Source organism: Natrinema ejinorense (assembly GCF_002494345.1).
In the GTDB taxonomy this organism is placed as follows: Archaea; Halobacteriota; Halobacteria; order Halobacteriales; family Natrialbaceae; genus Natrinema; species Natrinema longum.
On the sequence record NZ_NXNI01000001.1, the window covers coordinates 1,949,406 to 1,964,118 of the forward strand.

20 protein-coding genes are annotated in these 14,713 nt (G+C 64.0%); 9 read left to right on the forward strand and 11 right to left on the reverse strand.

Going from position 1 to position 14,713, the window contains the following annotated elements; genetic code table 11:
- Position 1 precedes the first annotated feature (1 nt).
- Positions 2-634: a 50S ribosomal protein L1 gene (locus CP557_RS09760; protein ID WP_097379717.1), complete on the reverse strand. Its 633-nt coding sequence runs from the start codon at positions 632-634 to the stop codon at positions 2-4.
- Between the two features lie 346 nt (positions 635-980).
- On the opposite strand from CP557_RS09760, the gene CP557_RS09765 reads away from it, so the two are divergent.
- Positions 981-1,589: a hypothetical protein gene (locus tag CP557_RS09765; RefSeq protein ID WP_169924366.1), complete on the forward strand. Its 609-nt coding sequence runs from the start codon at positions 981-983 to the stop codon at positions 1,587-1,589.
- Positions 1,590-1,721: 132 nt separating this feature from the next.
- Here CP557_RS09765 and CP557_RS09770 read toward each other — a convergent pair whose 3' ends face one another.
- The 5 genes from CP557_RS09770 to CP557_RS22165 form a co-directional block, all read right to left on the reverse strand.
- Positions 1,722-2,210: a 50S ribosomal protein L11 gene (locus CP557_RS09770; RefSeq protein WP_097379718.1), complete on the reverse strand. Its 489-nt coding sequence runs from the start codon at positions 2,208-2,210 to the stop codon at positions 1,722-1,724.
- A gap of 93 nt (positions 2,211-2,303) precedes the next feature.
- Positions 2,304-2,606: a divalent-cation tolerance protein CutA gene (gene cutA / locus CP557_RS09775; protein WP_097379719.1), complete on the reverse strand. Its 303-nt coding sequence runs from the start codon at positions 2,604-2,606 to the stop codon at positions 2,304-2,306.
- 72 nt (positions 2,607-2,678) lie between these two features.
- Positions 2,679-2,870, reverse strand: a complete 192-nt coding sequence (locus CP557_RS09780; RefSeq protein WP_097379720.1) for an HEWD family protein — start codon at positions 2,868-2,870, stop codon at positions 2,679-2,681.
- Positions 2,871-3,005: 135 nt separating this feature from the next.
- Complete coding sequence (locus CP557_RS09785) at positions 3,006-4,514, reverse strand: phosphoenolpyruvate carboxykinase (ATP) (protein WP_097379721.1); 1,509 nt, start codon at positions 4,512-4,514, stop codon at positions 3,006-3,008.
- A 374-nt stretch (positions 4,515-4,888) separates the two neighbouring features.
- The gene (locus CP557_RS22165) at positions 4,889-5,020 is read right to left on the reverse strand and encodes a rubrerythrin-like domain-containing protein (protein WP_143825063.1); all 132 of its coding nucleotides are present in this window, start codon (positions 5,018-5,020) and stop codon (positions 4,889-4,891) included.
- 222 nt (positions 5,021-5,242) lie between these two features.
- On the opposite strand from CP557_RS22165, the gene CP557_RS09790 reads away from it, so the two are divergent.
- Positions 5,243-5,425, forward strand: coding sequence for a DUF7501 family protein (locus tag CP557_RS09790; protein WP_097379722.1), 183 nt, complete (start codon positions 5,243-5,245; stop codon positions 5,423-5,425).
- Between the two features lie 404 nt (positions 5,426-5,829).
- The gene (locus CP557_RS22170; protein ID WP_143825064.1) at positions 5,830-5,970 is read left to right on the forward strand and encodes a rubrerythrin-like domain-containing protein; all 141 of its coding nucleotides are present in this window, start codon (positions 5,830-5,832) and stop codon (positions 5,968-5,970) included.
- A 62-nt stretch (positions 5,971-6,032) separates the two neighbouring features.
- Here the strand turns inward: CP557_RS22170 and CP557_RS09795 are convergent, their stop codons facing one another.
- Together CP557_RS09795 and CP557_RS09800 are read right to left on the reverse strand one after the other, a co-directional pair.
- Complete coding sequence (locus CP557_RS09795; RefSeq protein ID WP_097379723.1) at positions 6,033-6,503, reverse strand: hypothetical protein; 471 nt, start codon at positions 6,501-6,503, stop codon at positions 6,033-6,035.
- A gap of 120 nt (positions 6,504-6,623) precedes the next feature.
- Positions 6,624-7,073, reverse strand: a complete 450-nt coding sequence (locus CP557_RS09800) for a hypothetical protein (RefSeq protein ID WP_097379724.1) — start codon at positions 7,071-7,073, stop codon at positions 6,624-6,626.
- Positions 7,074-7,292: 219 nt separating this feature from the next.
- On the opposite strand from CP557_RS09800, the gene CP557_RS09805 reads away from it, so the two are divergent.
- Together CP557_RS09805 and CP557_RS09810 are read left to right on the forward strand one after the other, a co-directional pair.
- Positions 7,293-8,072: an HAD-IIA family hydrolase gene (locus CP557_RS09805; protein WP_097379725.1), complete on the forward strand. Its 780-nt coding sequence runs from the start codon at positions 7,293-7,295 to the stop codon at positions 8,070-8,072.
- Between the two features lie 103 nt (positions 8,073-8,175).
- Positions 8,176-8,403, forward strand: a complete 228-nt coding sequence (locus tag CP557_RS09810; protein WP_097379726.1) for a glycine zipper 2TM domain-containing protein — start codon at positions 8,176-8,178, stop codon at positions 8,401-8,403.
- A 230-nt stretch (positions 8,404-8,633) separates the two neighbouring features.
- Here CP557_RS09810 and CP557_RS09815 read toward each other — a convergent pair whose 3' ends face one another.
- Positions 8,634-9,071: an acyl-CoA thioesterase gene (locus tag CP557_RS09815; RefSeq protein ID WP_097379727.1), complete on the reverse strand. Its 438-nt coding sequence runs from the start codon at positions 9,069-9,071 to the stop codon at positions 8,634-8,636.
- Positions 9,072-9,236: 165 nt separating this feature from the next.
- On the opposite strand from CP557_RS09815, the gene CP557_RS09820 reads away from it, so the two are divergent.
- From CP557_RS09820 to purM, 4 genes are all read left to right on the forward strand, one after another.
- A complete protein-coding gene (locus tag CP557_RS09820; RefSeq protein WP_097379728.1) occupies positions 9,237-10,997 on the forward strand; it encodes a TraB/GumN family protein in 1,761 nt (586 codons plus the stop codon).
- Complete coding sequence (locus CP557_RS09825; protein ID WP_097379729.1) at positions 10,994-11,641, forward strand: zinc metalloprotease; 648 nt, start codon at positions 10,994-10,996, stop codon at positions 11,639-11,641. The genes CP557_RS09820 and CP557_RS09825 overlap by 4 nt, the downstream gene beginning before the upstream one ends.
- 205 nt (positions 11,642-11,846) lie before the next feature.
- A complete protein-coding gene (locus tag CP557_RS09830) occupies positions 11,847-12,281 on the forward strand; it encodes an SHOCT domain-containing protein (protein ID WP_097379730.1) in 435 nt (144 codons plus the stop codon).
- Between the two features lie 175 nt (positions 12,282-12,456).
- Positions 12,457-13,452, forward strand: a complete 996-nt coding sequence (gene purM / locus CP557_RS09835; protein ID WP_097379731.1) for a phosphoribosylformylglycinamidine cyclo-ligase — start codon at positions 12,457-12,459, stop codon at positions 13,450-13,452.
- A 99-nt stretch (positions 13,453-13,551) separates the two neighbouring features.
- Here the strand turns inward: purM and CP557_RS09840 are convergent, their stop codons facing one another.
- Together CP557_RS09840 and CP557_RS09845 are read right to left on the reverse strand one after the other, a co-directional pair.
- Positions 13,552-13,974, reverse strand: a complete 423-nt coding sequence (locus tag CP557_RS09840; protein WP_097379732.1) for a universal stress protein — start codon at positions 13,972-13,974, stop codon at positions 13,552-13,554.
- 161 nt (positions 13,975-14,135) lie between these two features.
- The gene (locus tag CP557_RS09845; protein WP_097379733.1) at positions 14,136-14,651 is read right to left on the reverse strand and encodes a macro domain-containing protein; all 516 of its coding nucleotides are present in this window, start codon (positions 14,649-14,651) and stop codon (positions 14,136-14,138) included.
- Positions 14,652-14,713 lie beyond the last annotated feature (62 nt).

The following is a 14,713-nucleotide window of genomic DNA, read 5'->3' on the forward strand; positions in this document are numbered from 1 at the left end:
GTTAGGCCACCTCCACGGACGGCCCCATCGTCGTCTTCACGTAGACGGTATCGATGTTCTGGGGGCCTTTCTCGAGGTCGGCGTGGAGTCGACGCAGGATGACGTCGATGTTGTCGCCGATCTCCTCGGCGTCCATGTCTTCGGCACCGACGAGCGTGTGAAAGGTTCGTCGGTCGCCGGAGCGAAGCTGGACGGTGTTCTTGAGTCGGTTGACGGTTTCGACGACGTCGTCGTCGGGCGCGAGCGGGTCCGGCATCTTCCCTCGGGGACCGAGAATGGTACCCAGGTGCCGGGCGATGTCTTGCATCATCGCCTCTTCGGCGATAAAGAAGTCCGTCTCGTCGGCCATGTCCTTGGCGTCGTCGTCGTCCAGGTCGGCCACGTCGTCCACCGAAAGGACCTCGTCCGCTGCCTCCTCGGCGCGGACTGCGGTTTCTCCCTCGGCGATGACGACGATACGGGTCTCCTGGCCGGTTCCGGACGGCAGGACGATCGACTCGTCAACGCGGTTCGACGGTTCGTTCAGGTCTAAGTCGCGCAGATTAATCGCGAGGTCTACCGTCTCGGTAAAGTTCCGGTCCGGCGAATCCTCGAGTGCGCGGGCTACTGCTGTTTCAATATCCGAATCTGCCATTGTTCACCTCCGTAGTGCGCAGGACTGCTCCTACGGGTCAGTGAAACAGGCGATGCCTGTCTCCCTTGGACCAAGTGCCATGCCGAACTTAAACCCGTCGAACTGCCAGCACGCTCGCCTCCCGGCGTCCGCTCCGACTGGCTGACCACGACGCTGTCGGGAACCGGTCGTGCCGTGAGTACGTCGTCGATGTGTCCCTTCGACGGTCGTCCAGCCGAGCCCGGCGTCGGCTGTCGTTGGCAATCGGTCAAAGCTATTGGACAGTCTACCTTTCGTGTTAATCAGGCCGTAGATACTAGTATACTAACCAAAAACACTATTATCCGTGGTGATGTATCGTGTATCCATGTGGCCATTAGACTTATATACTATGATTGGGTCGCCGGTCGTCGATCCGATCGTAATGCTGGCAGCGCCCGGCGGCGAACTCGAGGCGTATCGGTCCCTCGAGCCGGTCGTGCGGATGGGTGTCCAGTTTGCGGGATCCCTCCTCGTCGTGATGATCGTGCTCGGATTGCTTCAGAACTACGGCACACGGGCAGTGACGAAATCACGCCACAGCCCGATCATCTCGCTCTGTATCGGGCTGCCGGGCCTACTCGTGATCGGCGGGCTCGCGAGTACGGGATATCTCATCGTCGATACGGGGATCGGGACGTTCTTCGGCATCCCACTGGTGATCGTCGGTGCAGCGGTGCTTCCGACTGCAACGGCGATCGGTCTCGTCGCGATCGGTCGCACGCTCGTCTCGAAAGTCGCCGCTGATCGGCCCTGGACCGGCGTCCTCGTGGGGGCACTGCTCACCGGGATCGCCGGTTGGTCGCTTCCGGCGACGCTGGCTCTCGCTGGACTCGCCGCTGCGCTCGGCGTCGGTGCGAGCATTCGCGTCCTCTTCGGTGCGTCCGGGGCGGCGCGCCCGGACGATCGGACCGTCCCACCCGCAAACAAGATCTGAGCTGCGTTCTCAGTCGTCCGTGGCACTGGGACGGTTCCGACTTCGAGTTCGGGGACGGATGCCGTCGATCACGGATCGAGACACGTGGAAAACAGCGAAACGCTCCATGCGCTCGTGGTCGAGACCGGCGATCTACGCGTTCGCTTCGCCAGCGAGCACGTCGTCGTACTCGCCGTCGTCGACGCGTTGCTTGAACTCGCGGGCGTCGTTGCCTTCGATGGTTACGCCCATCGAGGCGCAGGTACCCACGACTTCCTTCGCGGCGTTGATCGTGTCGTAGGCGAGCAGATCCGGATGTTTCTGCTCCGCGATCGTCTTGACTTGATCGACGGAGAGGTCCGCGACGAAATCCTTCTGGGGCTCGCCGCTGCCGGTTTCGAAACCGGCCTCGTCTTTGATCAGTGCCGCCGTCGGCGGGACACCGACATCGATCTCGAAGGAGCCGTCCTCCTCGTAGTCGACGGTGACGGGGACTTCGGTGCCGTCGAACGCTTCGGTTTGATCGTTGATCTCCTGTACGACAGCCTGCACGTCGACGGGGGTCGGTCCGAGCTCGGGACCGAGCGGTGGGCCAGGGTTGGCCTGGCCACCCGGAACGAGCACTTCGATGGTTCCAGCCATACCCGTCACAACCCGTGCGCGAGTTTTAAGGGTTGCTAATTCGGGCAGTCATCGCCTGTGAGCGGTTGGCGCACGCCTCCGTCTCCCACGCTGCTACTCGACGACGTCCGCTCTCCACGCGGCGAACGACTCGAGGACGTCGCTCTCGTCGAATCGCTCGAGGCAGGGGATGTCGTAGGGATGGGACTCCCGGACGCGTTCGACGAGGTCGTCGTACGCGTCGTCGGTCGTCTTCGCGAGCAACACCGCCTCCTCGTCGTGGTGAACCTCGCCGTCCCAACGGTAGGTCGAAGTCGTCGAGAGTCGATTGACGCAGGCGGCGAGTCGCTCTTCGACCAGCGTCTCCGCGAGTTCGTCGGCCGCATCCGGCGGGGCCGTGATGTATACCGTCGGCATGATCGCGGCTACGCTCGAGCCGGGGAAAAGAGCACTGTCGCGATCCCGGATCAGTCCCGACAGGAAGACCCGTTAGCTGTCGCTCGCGCCGACCGGTGTGAACGTGCCGGTGATGTCCCACTCGTGAATGCAGTGTGGATTGCCGACCTGTTTTTCGCCGTCCTCGCGGGCGATCTGCCAGGCCTCGAGCTCTTCGTCCCACTGTTCGCCGCGACCGCACGCTTCGCAGATTCTCGCGGTCGGTTTTCGTACCTGTGCACTCATTATCGAACCGTGCGAACTCGACACATATAACGGTATCCGTGTGCGGCAACTACTGCCTCTCAATTCGGGTGTCGTGGGCCGATCCGGACTCGGATCGTCCGCGACCGACGCGACCACCGAACGCCGAGCGGTCGGTCAATAAACGGCGTCCGTGAGTTCCTCGCGGAGGTCGTCGAATCGCTCGAGATAGTCACGACGATCGGCACGCAGTTCCGCGAGCGCGGCGTCGTAGTCGTCGACGTGGTCGGGCACGTAGTAGTCGTCGACGTCGAGTCCCGGGACCGATCGGGGGATCGTCAGCCCCATTCGCTCGTCGTCGGTCCACTCGACGGTACCACGGGCGACCTCGGTGAGAATCGTGACGGATTCGGCGACGCCGATGTCTTTCGATTCCTCGCCGAGATACCCGGTATTGATGACGTAACAGTCGACCTCGAGGGCGTCGACGAGGTCGTGAAACGCGTTCCCTTCCTCGCCCTCGGAGCCGATGATGAACGGGTTCGTCCCGACGACGCGAATCGACTCGCCGGCTCGCGACGGGTCGCCCGCGCTGGTCTCGATCGACTCGCCGAGCATGAACGCGACGGCGGCTTGGGCCGCGTCGAGTTTGGCGATCGGCGGCATCAGTGGGTTCCGAGTGATGAAAAACACCTGATCCAGTCGGTCGAGATCGATCTCCGACGCCGCGCTCTCGAGGTCGTCGCGTCGGATGATCGCCCGCGAGTTCGAGGTATAGCGGTCCTCGTCGAAGTTGACGGTGCCGTCGTCGTCGACGGCGACGTTCTCGAGGATCGCGGACTCGTCGGTCGCGGCCTCGTAGAGTTCGGGTTGCTCGTCGTCGAGACCGATCGTCTTGATGAACAGCCCCCCGCCCTCGCTGCCGGCGACGGAGCCGTCCGGGAGAAGACCGCAAACGTCGTCCTGCACCATGGTGGCGTCCTCGGGCTCCTCGAGCCAGCAGCCGTGGGACGTCAGCGTGGATTTGCCGGTCGCGGAGAGGCCCATGAACACCTGACCGACGGTCCGGAGTTCGCCGTCGTCGTCGCGGACGCGAACTCGCTTGCTGCCCGCGTGAAGTCCGAGCCCGCCCTGTTGCTTGATGCGATACATGAACAACCGCAGGAACGACTTCTTGGCCTCGCCGATGTAGTCGCTGCCCAGCACGGCGGTGAACCCGTCGTCGGGGAGGACGCGGATCGCGGTCTCGTCGTGGTCTGGCAGCTGGACGGTGTAGAGATCGGGGTCCTGTCCGTCTGCCGGCTCGAAGAGCGTCGCCCACGCGTAGGCGATTCGGGCGTGTTCGACGGGAACGAAGAGCCGACAGCAGAAACTCGCCTCCGGATGGCGCCCCATCCGACGGTCGACGCAGAGTAACTCCGTGTCGTCCGTGCTGTCGACTGCGACGTCGATCAACTCGTGATCGCGGTCGTCGAACTCGTCATCGACGGCGTTTTTCGTCCGGTCGGCGCTCCGCGAGCGAACTTCGCTGACGTAGGAGGCCGACCCGAACTCGGTCGTCGTCTCCTCGGGCGCGGCGAATTCGCGCAATTCCGCGAGCGACGGATCGTACCGGACGTTCGACGCTGTAGTCGGATCGGGAAGTCGTCGGACCAGTGGACGGGACTCCGCCCCGGTTTCGGACATATACGTACGCTACTACTACCCCCATGTATAAATATGAAGGATTGGTCTCGTCGTGTGTCAGACCCTATCCAACGACGCGGCGGCGTATGGCAGTTCGTACCGCTGGAATGGCGGTGCGTAGGAGCTTCTTACGCTGCGAAGCGGGTGTGTACTTCGCACGATGGCCGTATCTTCTCGAGTGATACTGGTCACGAGGACACGCGAAGCGGCGTTGGGAACCAATTCGCACTGATTCGACTGTATCCGTTCGACAGTTGGCTGCGGCGGGAGCGGGGACGTCCGACGGGTGGGGCCGATCAGACGTATTACTGACAGTGCCGGCGCACCCACACAGGGGCCGCGGGCGCGCCGGCACTGACGGACAGGAGACCGTATCAGTCGTGGATCAACTCGACGTTTCGCATTTCGCCCCCACACTGTGAACAGGTGCTTACGAGTGCGTCGCCGACCGTCTCTCGTCGACCACACTGGAGACACTCGTACTCGCGTTGTTCTTCGAGTGTCATGTTGTAACGTACGCCTCGAACCATGTTAACTCTTTACACAGTAATTCTCCCGGCCTCTCGGTCCAGCCAGTGACCGAGATCCCGTATGCGCCGTCGCTGGCGAACCGTCCGCCAGTCCGGGAATCGCCGCTGTCGTAATTAATGTCATTATATGCCATTCAAATTATAATGAATCCTAACGGACGAGACTTATATGATAGTTCCTGATAGATTTCGGTACGAATGGCAACAAATACGACGACCGACTGGACCGATCCGGTCACGTGCCCGTTCTGTGGAGACGAACTCGCGTCGCCTGGTGCTGGATTCGTCGATCACATCGACGACAACGCCGCCTGTGAGGACGGCTTCGACCTGTGGCGAGAGAACATCGCCGGTGATCTCGCCGGCGAATGGTCAGGGTAGACTGCTGGTGTGTTTTGGCGCTCGAGACGCTGCGATTCTCGGGACCGAGTGAGACAGTACCGACCACGAAGTAGTCCGCGATCAGTGACACGTCCGTGTCTCCGTTCCAGTAGTTCAGTTTTGCGGAAATAGGCCCCTCGGCCAGTATGCTGTCGGTCGGACCACGGAAACGGTAGTGTGACGGACCAGTATTCGCTCGAGGCGATCCGAAGTCGATCGCAACCCTCGGTGTGTCTCCGCGCTCTCCTCAAGCACAGACGTTTGCAATCGTCTCAACGCGGAGTTGGGACCTCGTTGTAAGCATATGTCCAATAATAAGACGTATATGGTGGCACTCGATTGTATATATTCGTGCGCTACTGATTCAACACAACACTTTTTCGTGTTACTCGGTGTCACCGTTCATGGTCTACACGGACCCGTACACGCCGGAGCGATCGTACTACGAATGCCGGACCTGTGGCCACCGAGAAGCGACCGATTCCCTGGGCACCTGCCCGGAATGTGGCGGACGAACCCGAAACCTCGCGGTTCCACGCGACTGATTCAGCCGATTTGTGGCTCGGCTGTACCGATCGCCCTCGTCTCGAGGGCCGGGCACTCGCGATCAGTCGAAGTCCGGCAGGTCCTCGGGCGGTTCGTACTCGGCCTCCCAGTCGACGTACTCCGCTTTGAGGGTGACCGAGACGATCTGACCGAACTCGGTGAGTTCGGCGTTGATCGAGGACACCGTCCCCCAGGTATCGAGTTCGGGGTGGTACTCCCGAGCCTGCCAATCCTCGGGGATTCCGGGCGCGTGGTACCCCACGCGATCGGCGAAATCGTCCCAGAAGAAATCGAATCCCGCGAAGAGATCCAGATCACGAGCGATACCGTACTCGCGCTCCTCGAGGTCCGTCCCCTCGCGCCACTCGTCGAACGCTTCCGTCCAGGCGCCCTCCTCGAGGAACCCCTGGAGTTCCTCGCGCCGGTAGTCGATCTCCTCGGCACCGTCGGCGCTGATGGTCGCGTCCTCGTACTCGTTTGGATCGACGAACTCCAGTTCCGGCGGCTCGGGGGGCTCGACCTCGAGTGTCATAGCCGGTCGTAGGTCGGGTTCCCGGATAAGAATTCCCACCGCTGGATCGGACAGGGGCTGTCGATCACCGACGGAGTGGTCGCGGGATCGGTTGAGGACGAGTGGACATCCACGCCCCCGTTACTCCCAGGTGTAGCCGAACTCCTCCCCGTCGCGGTGGATGTAATCGGTTTCCAGCACTTCGCTTACCGTCAGGCCGAGCGTGTCGAGTTCTTCCTCGATGTCTTCGATATCGGCTTCGTCGAGTTCCTCGTGACCGGCTACCGACGCTTCCGGCACCGCCGGCGCACGGTAGCCGACGTCCTCTGCGGACTGATTCCAGTAAAAGTCGAACTCGTCGATCAACCCGAACTCGAGGACGGCCCGAAACTCCGTTTCGGTCAGATAGGTGTCCCTGGCCCATTCGTCGAACGCGTCTTCCCAGGCCCCCGCCTCCAGAAAGTCGGCCAGATCTTCGCGGCGAGCAGTGTCGCCCGTCCGCTCGTCGGGTTCGACGACGGCGTCGTAGTCGCCCGGATCCTGTGGGCCGCTGAGGGTCGGCGGCTCGGGTCTCTCGACGTCGAGTGCCATATACCCGCTTCGGCTGGCAGCCGTATGGGGTTTTCCCGTCGGTCAGCAAGTCAGCGATCGAACTGGGCCGATTCGGCAGGTCTCGAGACCGACGAGCTGTCCCTGGAGTGCGAGCGGTGATCGCCACAGTCCGCGGGCGTTTCCGTCGATCCCGATCACGCTCGTCGTCGGCGACCGGCATCCAAACACTCAATCGCCGGCCGTCCCTAGCGACGAGCGATGACGGACTACGAGGCGGTGATTCTCGATGTCGACGGGACGATCGTCCGCGGCGAGGAGTTGCTGCCCGGTGCGACCGACGGCCTGCGCGCGCTCGAGGCGGCGGGCTGTTCCCGGCTGCTCTTTTCGAACAACCCGACGCGGGGGGCCGACCACTACGGGACGAAGCTCGCACCCCACGGGATCGACATCGACCCGGACGCCGTTCTCACGTCCGCAACCGTTTCGGCGGCGTACCTCGCGACGACCCATCCGGGCGAGGCGGTTTACCTCGTCGGCGAGGAGCGACTCGAGACGATCCTCGACGACGCGGCCGTCGAGCTGACGGCGGACCCGGATGCGGCCGAGGTCGTCCTCGGGTCGTTCGACAGCGAGTTCTCGTTTGGCACGCTCTGGGAGTCCCTGCGGGCGCTCGAGGGAGAGGTGGCCTTCTATGGAACCGACCCGGACGTGACGATCCCGGTCGACGGCGGAGAGATTCCGGGATCGGGTGCGATCCTCGCGGCAATGGAGGCCGTCGCCGGCCGGGAGGCGGACGCGATCCTCGGCAAACCGTCCTCGATCGCAGCGACAGCGGCGATGGATCGGCTCGATGCCGACCCCTCGAACACGCTGGTCGTCGGTGATCGTCTCAATACCGACATCGCACTCGGGAGCAACGCCGGCATGGATACGGCACTCGTTCTCACCGGAGTCACTGACCGTGCCGACCTCGCGGCGGCCGAGGTCGAACCCGACCACGTCCTCGACTCCCTCGCCGCGGTCGAAACGGTTCTTTGAGCGAGGTCCCACCACCGATTCTGTCGCTCCGACTCGGCGAGTCGGAGGCGACGTGCAACACTCGAGAGGTATATTTATCCGTACCAGTCACCAAGGACGATATATGAGAGAACGTATAACTGCCGTGTTGTTGCGTGCCCGGTATGCAGCGATCGGCGCTGCCGTCGGTGCGGCCATCGGCGGACTGTTCAGCCGTAACGCCGCGAGCACCGGCGGTGCGATCGGTGGTCTCGTCGGCGCGACCGTCGCCGATACGCGCGGGACCGTCGATACCCTCCTTGAAGACATCAGAGAGCGCGACCCCCGATCGGACGACCTCGACGCCGAGTAATCGTTCCACCATCCCGCGCCCGCGGTCACCGTATGAACGGTATTGGTCCGTCCCCGATCGGGTGGGCCGGACCGGTCCGACCGCCGATTCGATTTTTCGATCCGGATACGCTCGTGGATCGACGTTCCCGGTCGCGATCACTCCCCCTCCCCAGACGGATCGCTGTCAGTCAGTGCCGGCGACCCACACCGGGTCGTGAGGTCGCCGGTTGCTCGGGACGGCGGACCGTCTCAGAGTTCGTCCTCGAGCGCGGCCTGTCGGAGTCGGTTACCTTCCTCGGTGCTGACCGTTAGTTCCGGAACCGTCGTCGGCGTATTGTCCTCGTCGATCGCGACGTAGACGAAGTGTGATTCGGTGGTCCGTTCGCGCTCGCGGGTCCGGAGGTCCTCGCGCTCGGTGAGCAAGCGGACCTTCACGCTCGAGGTGCCGGCATCGTAGACGTACGCGGTGATGTAGGCCGTATCGCCGACTGGAATGGGTTGTTCGAAGTTCATCTGATTGACCCGTGCGGTGACACACATCTCACCGGAAAACCGCATCGCGCTCATCGCGCCGACTTCGTCCATCCACTTCATGACGTTGCCGCCGTGAGCGACGTCGAGCGTGTTGGCGTGGTTTGGCTGTACCATCTCCCGGTTCTCGACGACCGTTTCCATGAGGTCAGTCATTGGGCGAGGTTCTTCCAGGGCGGTACTCAGTCTTGTGATCACCGGCTCATCGGACCTGAGCCCGCTCGACTGACAGCGTCGGGAGATCGAGGGGGCGAACGTATCGGTATCGTTCCCCTTCGCGGTCCGATACTGGTAAAAGTCGCCGCCCAGTTGGGGCCAGTAATGAGCGATGCAGGCGAGGCCGACGTGCCGGAGCCCCCAGCGCCACCAGACCGAGAGCGAGGCTCCGTCGAGGTCCTCGGGACGGCACACGTCTCGCAAGCGAGTGTCGACGAGGTTCGGGAAACGATCGACCGGGAGGACCCCGACGTCGTCGCCGTCGAACTCGACGAAGGGCGGTATCGCCAGATGCAAGGCGGGACGCCCGACGACATCGAAGCCGGCGACCTCCTTTCGGGCAACACCGTCTTCCAGTTCCTGGCCTACTGGATGCTGTCGTACGTCCAGTCGCGGCTGGGCGACCAGTTCGACATCGAGCCCGGTTCCGATATGCGGGCCGGCATCGAGGCCGCCGAAGCCAACGGGAGCGGCGTCGCCCTGGTTGATCGGGACATTCAGGTCACGATCCAGCGGTTCTGGAGCCGCCTCTCCGTGACCGAGAAGCTGAAAATGGTCGGGGGGCTCGCGCTCGGGATCACCGATCCTCGAACGATCGGGCTCACCTTCGGTGCCGTCAGCGGGGCGGTCCTCGGGTTCGTTTTCGCGGCGTTTCTCGCCCCACTGTTCGGACTCGGCGATCTCCTTTTGATCGGCATCACCGATACCACGACGCTACAGTACGTCGGCGGCGGCGCGATCGGCGCGTTCGTCGGGGCGTTCGTGGGCCTCCTCTTTCTGCCACCGGTCGACGCCGCCGGCGGCTCCCTTTCGGGACTCTCGATACGAGTGGCCGGCGGACTGGTCCTCGGCGTTGCGGGCTGTCTCGCACTGGTCGCAACCGGGACGTTCATCGGCCCGTTCTCGGCCTCGACGGTCGAAGGGACCGGTATCTACGCCGTTCGTGGGACGGCCGGGATGCTCGCCGGGCTCGGCGTCGGCGTCACGATCGGTGCCATCCTCGGACTCGTCCTCGACGCGGTCGGCGCGGACGTCGAGGATATCGACGAGGTCGACATCGAGGAGATGACCGACGGCGACGTCGTCGCCGCCATGATGGAGGAGTTCCGCCGGTTCAGCCCCCGTGGCGCAAACGCCCTGATCGACGAGCGCGACGCCTACATCGCACACAACCTCCACGACCTCCGCGAACAGGGATACGACGTCCTCGCCGTCGTCGGTGCCGGCCACAAGGCCGGCATCGAACGCCACCTCCGGAACCCCGAGGACATTCCCTCGCTCGAGTCGCTGTCGGGAACCGCCTCGAGTCGCCGGTTCTCGCCGCTGAAGATCGTCGGCTACCTCGTCATGCTCGGCTTCTTCGGGTTCTTTTTCCTGCTGATCATGGCCGGGGTCAGGGACACGTTCCTGTTGAAGTTGTTCGCCGCCTGGTTCTTGTTCAACGGGCTCTTCGCGTTCACGCTGGCGCGGCTGGCCGGCGCGCGCTGGACCAGTGCGGGCGTCGGCGGCGCGGTCGCCTGGCTGACGAGCATCAATCCGTTGCTCGCACCCGGCTGGTTCGCCGGGTACGTCGAACTCAAGCACCGCCCGGTCAACGTCCGGGACATCCAGACGCTCAACGAGATCGTCGACGATACGGAGCGACCGATCGGCGAGGCGATCACGGCGATGTTCAACGTGCCCCTGTTCCGGCTGATCATGATCGTCGCGCTGACGAACATCGGCAGCATCATCGCGACGGGGCTCTTTCCGTTCGTGGTGCTCCCGTGGCTGGCTGGTCCCGAGTTCGGCGGCGTTGACGCCCTGATGAGCGAACTCTTCGAGGGCGCCAGGAACAGCGTCGAGCTGATTCGGGGGCTGCTATGAGCTATCCCACGAAGCGCCGTCCCGATCGCGAACTGACCTTCAGCGACACGGAGCTGCGGGACCTCGCGGTGGCGTGGACCGTACTGAGTGTCGCGTTCGCGTTACTACTCGCGCCGGTACATCTGGGCGAGGCGAGTCTCGGCTACTTCGTGACGCGAGTCGGCCTGAGTTTCGTAACCGTCGGCGTCGGCTTCCTCCTCCACGAGCTCGCACACAAAGTCGTCGCGGTCGAGTTCGGCCAGGTTGCGGAGTTCAGGGCGGACTACCAGATGCTCTTCCTGGCGATTATGGGCGGGCTGGTCGGCTTTCTCTTTGCCGCCCCCGGCGCGGTCTACCACCGAGGACGGACCACCCAACGGGAGAACGGACTGATCGCACTGGCAGGCCCAGTGACGAACCTCCTGCTCGCCGTGCTCTTTGCGCCGTTGCTGATGTTCGCTGCAACACCCGGCTTTCTACCCGGAATGCTCGCAACGATCGGCCAGATGGGGATCTGGATCAACCTCTTCCTGGCCGCGTTCAACATGATCCCCTTCGGCCCGCTGGACGGCAAGTCCGTCTTCGAGTGGCACAAGGGGGTCTTCGCGATCGTCTTCGTCCCGAGCGTTCTGCTCGCGGCGTTCGTCGTTTTCGGGCTGTTCTGAGAACGTCACGCTGGGCACCGTCTTTCAGCCCCGAGCGACAGCGGCTCACGAGGTCCGAAGGCGACGGGACGACGCGGCCACTCCGTGGCCGGGCTATCGACCGTAACAGGCTCCTCGAGTGGGGCCGCCCTGGCGCGTGGTCTCTCACGCGATGCTCGATCGTTTCCACCAGTGGTATTTTGTGTGATTCGGTCGACGTATCCATATGGCGATCGACGTCGAGGAGTTCGTGGCCGACGATCTCTGGCTCCTGATCGGGCTCGTGACGTTCGTCCTCATCAGCCTCACCGGTCTGGTCGGCGGTGACGAACTCGCCGGCGCGATTGCGCTCGTGGGATGGTTCCTGCTGGCCCCGATATTCCTGTTCTGGGGCGAGGAAATCGCCGCGCTGCTGGTTGCGGGACGGAACGACACGGCGACGACCGAACACGCCGCCGGAGACGACGCGCTTGCCGAACTCAAACGCCGCTACGCCGAGGGGGAGATCGACGACGCGGAGTTCGAACACCGACTCGAGCGACTCGTCGGTGTCGAGGAATCGTTCGCGGACGTGTTTTCCGACGGCTCGAGGAGTGGCGACGAACCGAATCCGGGGGGAGTCGACGGCGAGTACGAGCGGGAACCAGCGTTCGAACGGTAGCGTGTCGGCTCGGACGGAGCCGTGACCGCGCTGGGATGAGTCGTTCGCACCCTGCTTCTGGGTTTCGAAGCCGTCGCCTATGGCATCGGGATCGTCGACAGTCGGCACTCGCGGCCCACACGGGACCCTCTGGAGGACCGGTGACCTTTTGCTCGCCCCACGCAGTCGTTCGCACATGACCGGACCAGCGGACGACGAGAGCCAGGCGGACCGACTCACCTACGCCGACACTGGCGTCGACATCGATGCCAGCGAGGACGCGACGGCGGCGCTCCTCGAGGCCTTCGGCAGCGATCTGCGAACCGAATACGCAGGCCTGCTCGACATCGGCGACAGGTATCTCGCGCTGGCGACCGACGGCGTCGGGACCAAGCTGCTCGTCGCCGAAGCGATCGCGGACTTCTCGACGATCGGGATCGACTGTATCGCGATGAACGTCAACGACCTCGTCGCGGCCGGCGTCGAACCCGTCGCGTTCGTCGACTACCTCGCCATCGACGAGCCCGACGAAACGCTGACGAATCAGATCGGTGAAGGCCTCGCGGTGGGGCTCGAGGAGGCCGATCTGACGATGCTGGGCGGCGAGACGGCGGTCATGCCCGAGGTCGTGAAGGGGTTCGATCTGGCGGGTACCTGTGTGGGTCTCGCCGGGAAAGACGACATTCTCGAGGGCGAGGCCCAGGTTGGCGACGTCCTCGTGGGCTTCCCCTCGAACGGGATTCACTCGAACGGGCTGACGCTCGCCCGCGAAGCGGTGACCCGCGAGCACGACTATACGGAGCCGTTCCCACTGGACCCGGAACGGTCGATCGGCGAGGAACTGCTGGAGCCGACCCGGATCTACACGGCCCTGCTCGAGCCGATGCGCGACCACGAAGTCCGTGCGGCGGCCCACATCACCGGCGGCGGCTGGACGAACCTGCTGCGGATGGGCGAACACGAGTACGTCATCGACGACCCGCTGCCGGCCCAGCCGATCTTCGAGTTCGTCCAGGAGGAGGGGAACGTGACCGACGCGGAGATGCACCGCACGTTCAACATGGGCACCGGCTTCGTCGTCGCGGTTCCCGAGGACCGGGCCGACGAGCTGGTCGCCGAGACTGAAGGGCAGATCATCGGACACGTCGAGGACGGGGATTCGGTCGAGATTCGCGGGCTCTCGCTGTCCTGAAACCCGGAACGGACCGTTCGAAAAACAGGGTGGTGTCTCCCGGCGGACGGACGCGGCTCGGACGACACGGATCGGTGGCCGACGGGGCGAACTGTACTGTCAGACGGCCTGAACGGGGATGTCAGTGTGTCTCATCACCCGGTCGGCGACGCTCCCGAGTGCCGTTCGTCGGTCGTCAGTCGCTCCTCGTCGTCCCATCACGATCAGATCGGTGTCCCGCTGTTCCGCGAGGGACGTGATCTCCTCCCAGGGGAGTCCCCGGTGACACTCGCAGTCGACGTCGAGGCCCTGATCTGTGGCCCGGTCCGCGATCTCCTCGAGCATTTCGATGGCATCGTCCTCTATTTTCGCGTGTTCGACCGCGGTACTGCCAAGCGCCGGCGTCCGTCCGTGCCGGCGTTCGTCGACGACGTAGAGAAGCACGACCTCCGCGTCGTAGTTGGCAGCGAGACTCAACCCCTGCTCGACCCCGCGGTCCGCCTGTTCGCTGCCGTCGGTCGGGATGAGGATCGTGTCGTACATCAGTTATCACCCGTGTGATGGTTCGACGGCGGTGGTGGTAAAACTAGCAACCGTTCTCAGTGCGTAGAAACCAACCCCCGACGGTCGTCCCTCGCTGCGTGGCAACCTGACCGTGCGGTACTCCACGGGGCTCGGCATCCCCGGCCGGTCGATCGTGCCCGTCACCGATCCACGTCGCTACCCTCGGCCGTCACCGAACGAACCGTCTCGTACTCCGCGTCGCTGTAGGCGATGAACCGAACCTCCTCGAGCGTATCTGGCTCGTAGCGGTCGAGTTCCTCGCCGATGAGTTCGGCACCTTCGGCAGTCTCGAAGCCGGCCACGCCACAGCCCAGCGCCGGCAACGCGAGCGAGCGACAGCCGAGGTCGTCGGCTTTCTCCAGGGCGTTTCGCGTGGCGTCGCGAATACTTTCCGCCGTCGCCTGGCCGTCCCCGTAGTGGGGCATGGCGGCGGCGTGAATCACGTACTCGGCGTTCAGGTCGTAGGCGTCGGTGACGGCGACCTCGCCGAGGTCGACGGGTCCCTTCTCCGTGGCCTCCTCGTTGATCGCCTCGCCTGCACCCCGACGGAGCGCCCCGGCGACGCCCGACCCCATCTCGAGGCTCGTCCCGGCGGCGTTGACGAGCGCGTCGGCGGACTGTGCAGCGATGTCTCCCTGAACGACATCGTACTCCATACGGACGGATACCCGATCGAACCCAATGAAACTGATCGTGGTCACCGAACGGTCCCGCGCGG

Coding starts and splice junctions, on each gene's coding strand:
- CP557_RS09765 (WP_169924366.1), top strand. CDS start 981: ATGTGGCCATTAGACTTATATACTATGATTGGGTCGCCGGTCGTCGAT.
- CP557_RS09790 (WP_097379722.1), top strand. CDS start 5,243: ATGGCAACAAATACGACGACCGACTGGACCGATCCGGTCACGTGCCCG.
- CP557_RS09845 (WP_097379733.1), bottom strand. CDS start 14,651: ATGGAGTACGATGTCGTTCAGGGAGACATCGCTGCACAGTCCGCCGAC.
- purM (WP_097379731.1), top strand. CDS start 12,457: ATGACCGGACCAGCGGACGACGAGAGCCAGGCGGACCGACTCACCTAC.
- CP557_RS09800 (WP_097379724.1), bottom strand. CDS start 7,073: ATGGCACTCGACGTCGAGAGACCCGAGCCGCCGACCCTCAGCGGCCCA.
- CP557_RS09780 (WP_097379720.1), bottom strand. CDS start 2,870: ATGAGTGCACAGGTACGAAAACCGACCGCGAGAATCTGCGAAGCGTGC.
- CP557_RS09795 (WP_097379723.1), bottom strand. CDS start 6,503: ATGACACTCGAGGTCGAGCCCCCCGAGCCGCCGGAACTGGAGTTCGTC.
- CP557_RS09760 (WP_097379717.1), bottom strand. CDS start 634: ATGGCAGATTCGGATATTGAAACAGCAGTAGCCCGCGCACTCGAGGAT.
- CP557_RS09840 (WP_097379732.1), bottom strand. CDS start 13,974: ATGTACGACACGATCCTCATCCCGACCGACGGCAGCGAACAGGCGGAC.
- CP557_RS09815 (WP_097379727.1), bottom strand. CDS start 9,071: ATGACTGACCTCATGGAAACGGTCGTCGAGAACCGGGAGATGGTACAG.
- CP557_RS09825 (WP_097379729.1), top strand. CDS start 10,994: ATGAGCTATCCCACGAAGCGCCGTCCCGATCGCGAACTGACCTTCAGC.
- CP557_RS09810 (WP_097379726.1), top strand. CDS start 8,176: ATGAGAGAACGTATAACTGCCGTGTTGTTGCGTGCCCGGTATGCAGCG.
- CP557_RS22165 (WP_143825063.1), bottom strand. CDS start 5,020: ATGACACTCGAAGAACAACGCGAGTACGAGTGTCTCCAGTGTGGTCGA.
- cutA (WP_097379719.1), bottom strand. CDS start 2,606: ATGCCGACGGTATACATCACGGCCCCGCCGGATGCGGCCGACGAACTC.
- CP557_RS09830 (WP_097379730.1), top strand. CDS start 11,847: ATGGCGATCGACGTCGAGGAGTTCGTGGCCGACGATCTCTGGCTCCTG.
- CP557_RS22170 (WP_143825064.1), top strand. CDS start 5,830: ATGGTCTACACGGACCCGTACACGCCGGAGCGATCGTACTACGAATGC.
- CP557_RS09785 (WP_097379721.1), bottom strand. CDS start 4,514: ATGTCCGAAACCGGGGCGGAGTCCCGTCCACTGGTCCGACGACTTCCC.
- CP557_RS09770 (WP_097379718.1), bottom strand. CDS start 2,210: ATGGCTGGAACCATCGAAGTGCTCGTTCCGGGTGGCCAGGCCAACCCT.
- CP557_RS09805 (WP_097379725.1), top strand. CDS start 7,293: ATGACGGACTACGAGGCGGTGATTCTCGATGTCGACGGGACGATCGTC.
- CP557_RS09820 (WP_097379728.1), top strand. CDS start 9,237: ATGAGCGATGCAGGCGAGGCCGACGTGCCGGAGCCCCCAGCGCCACCA.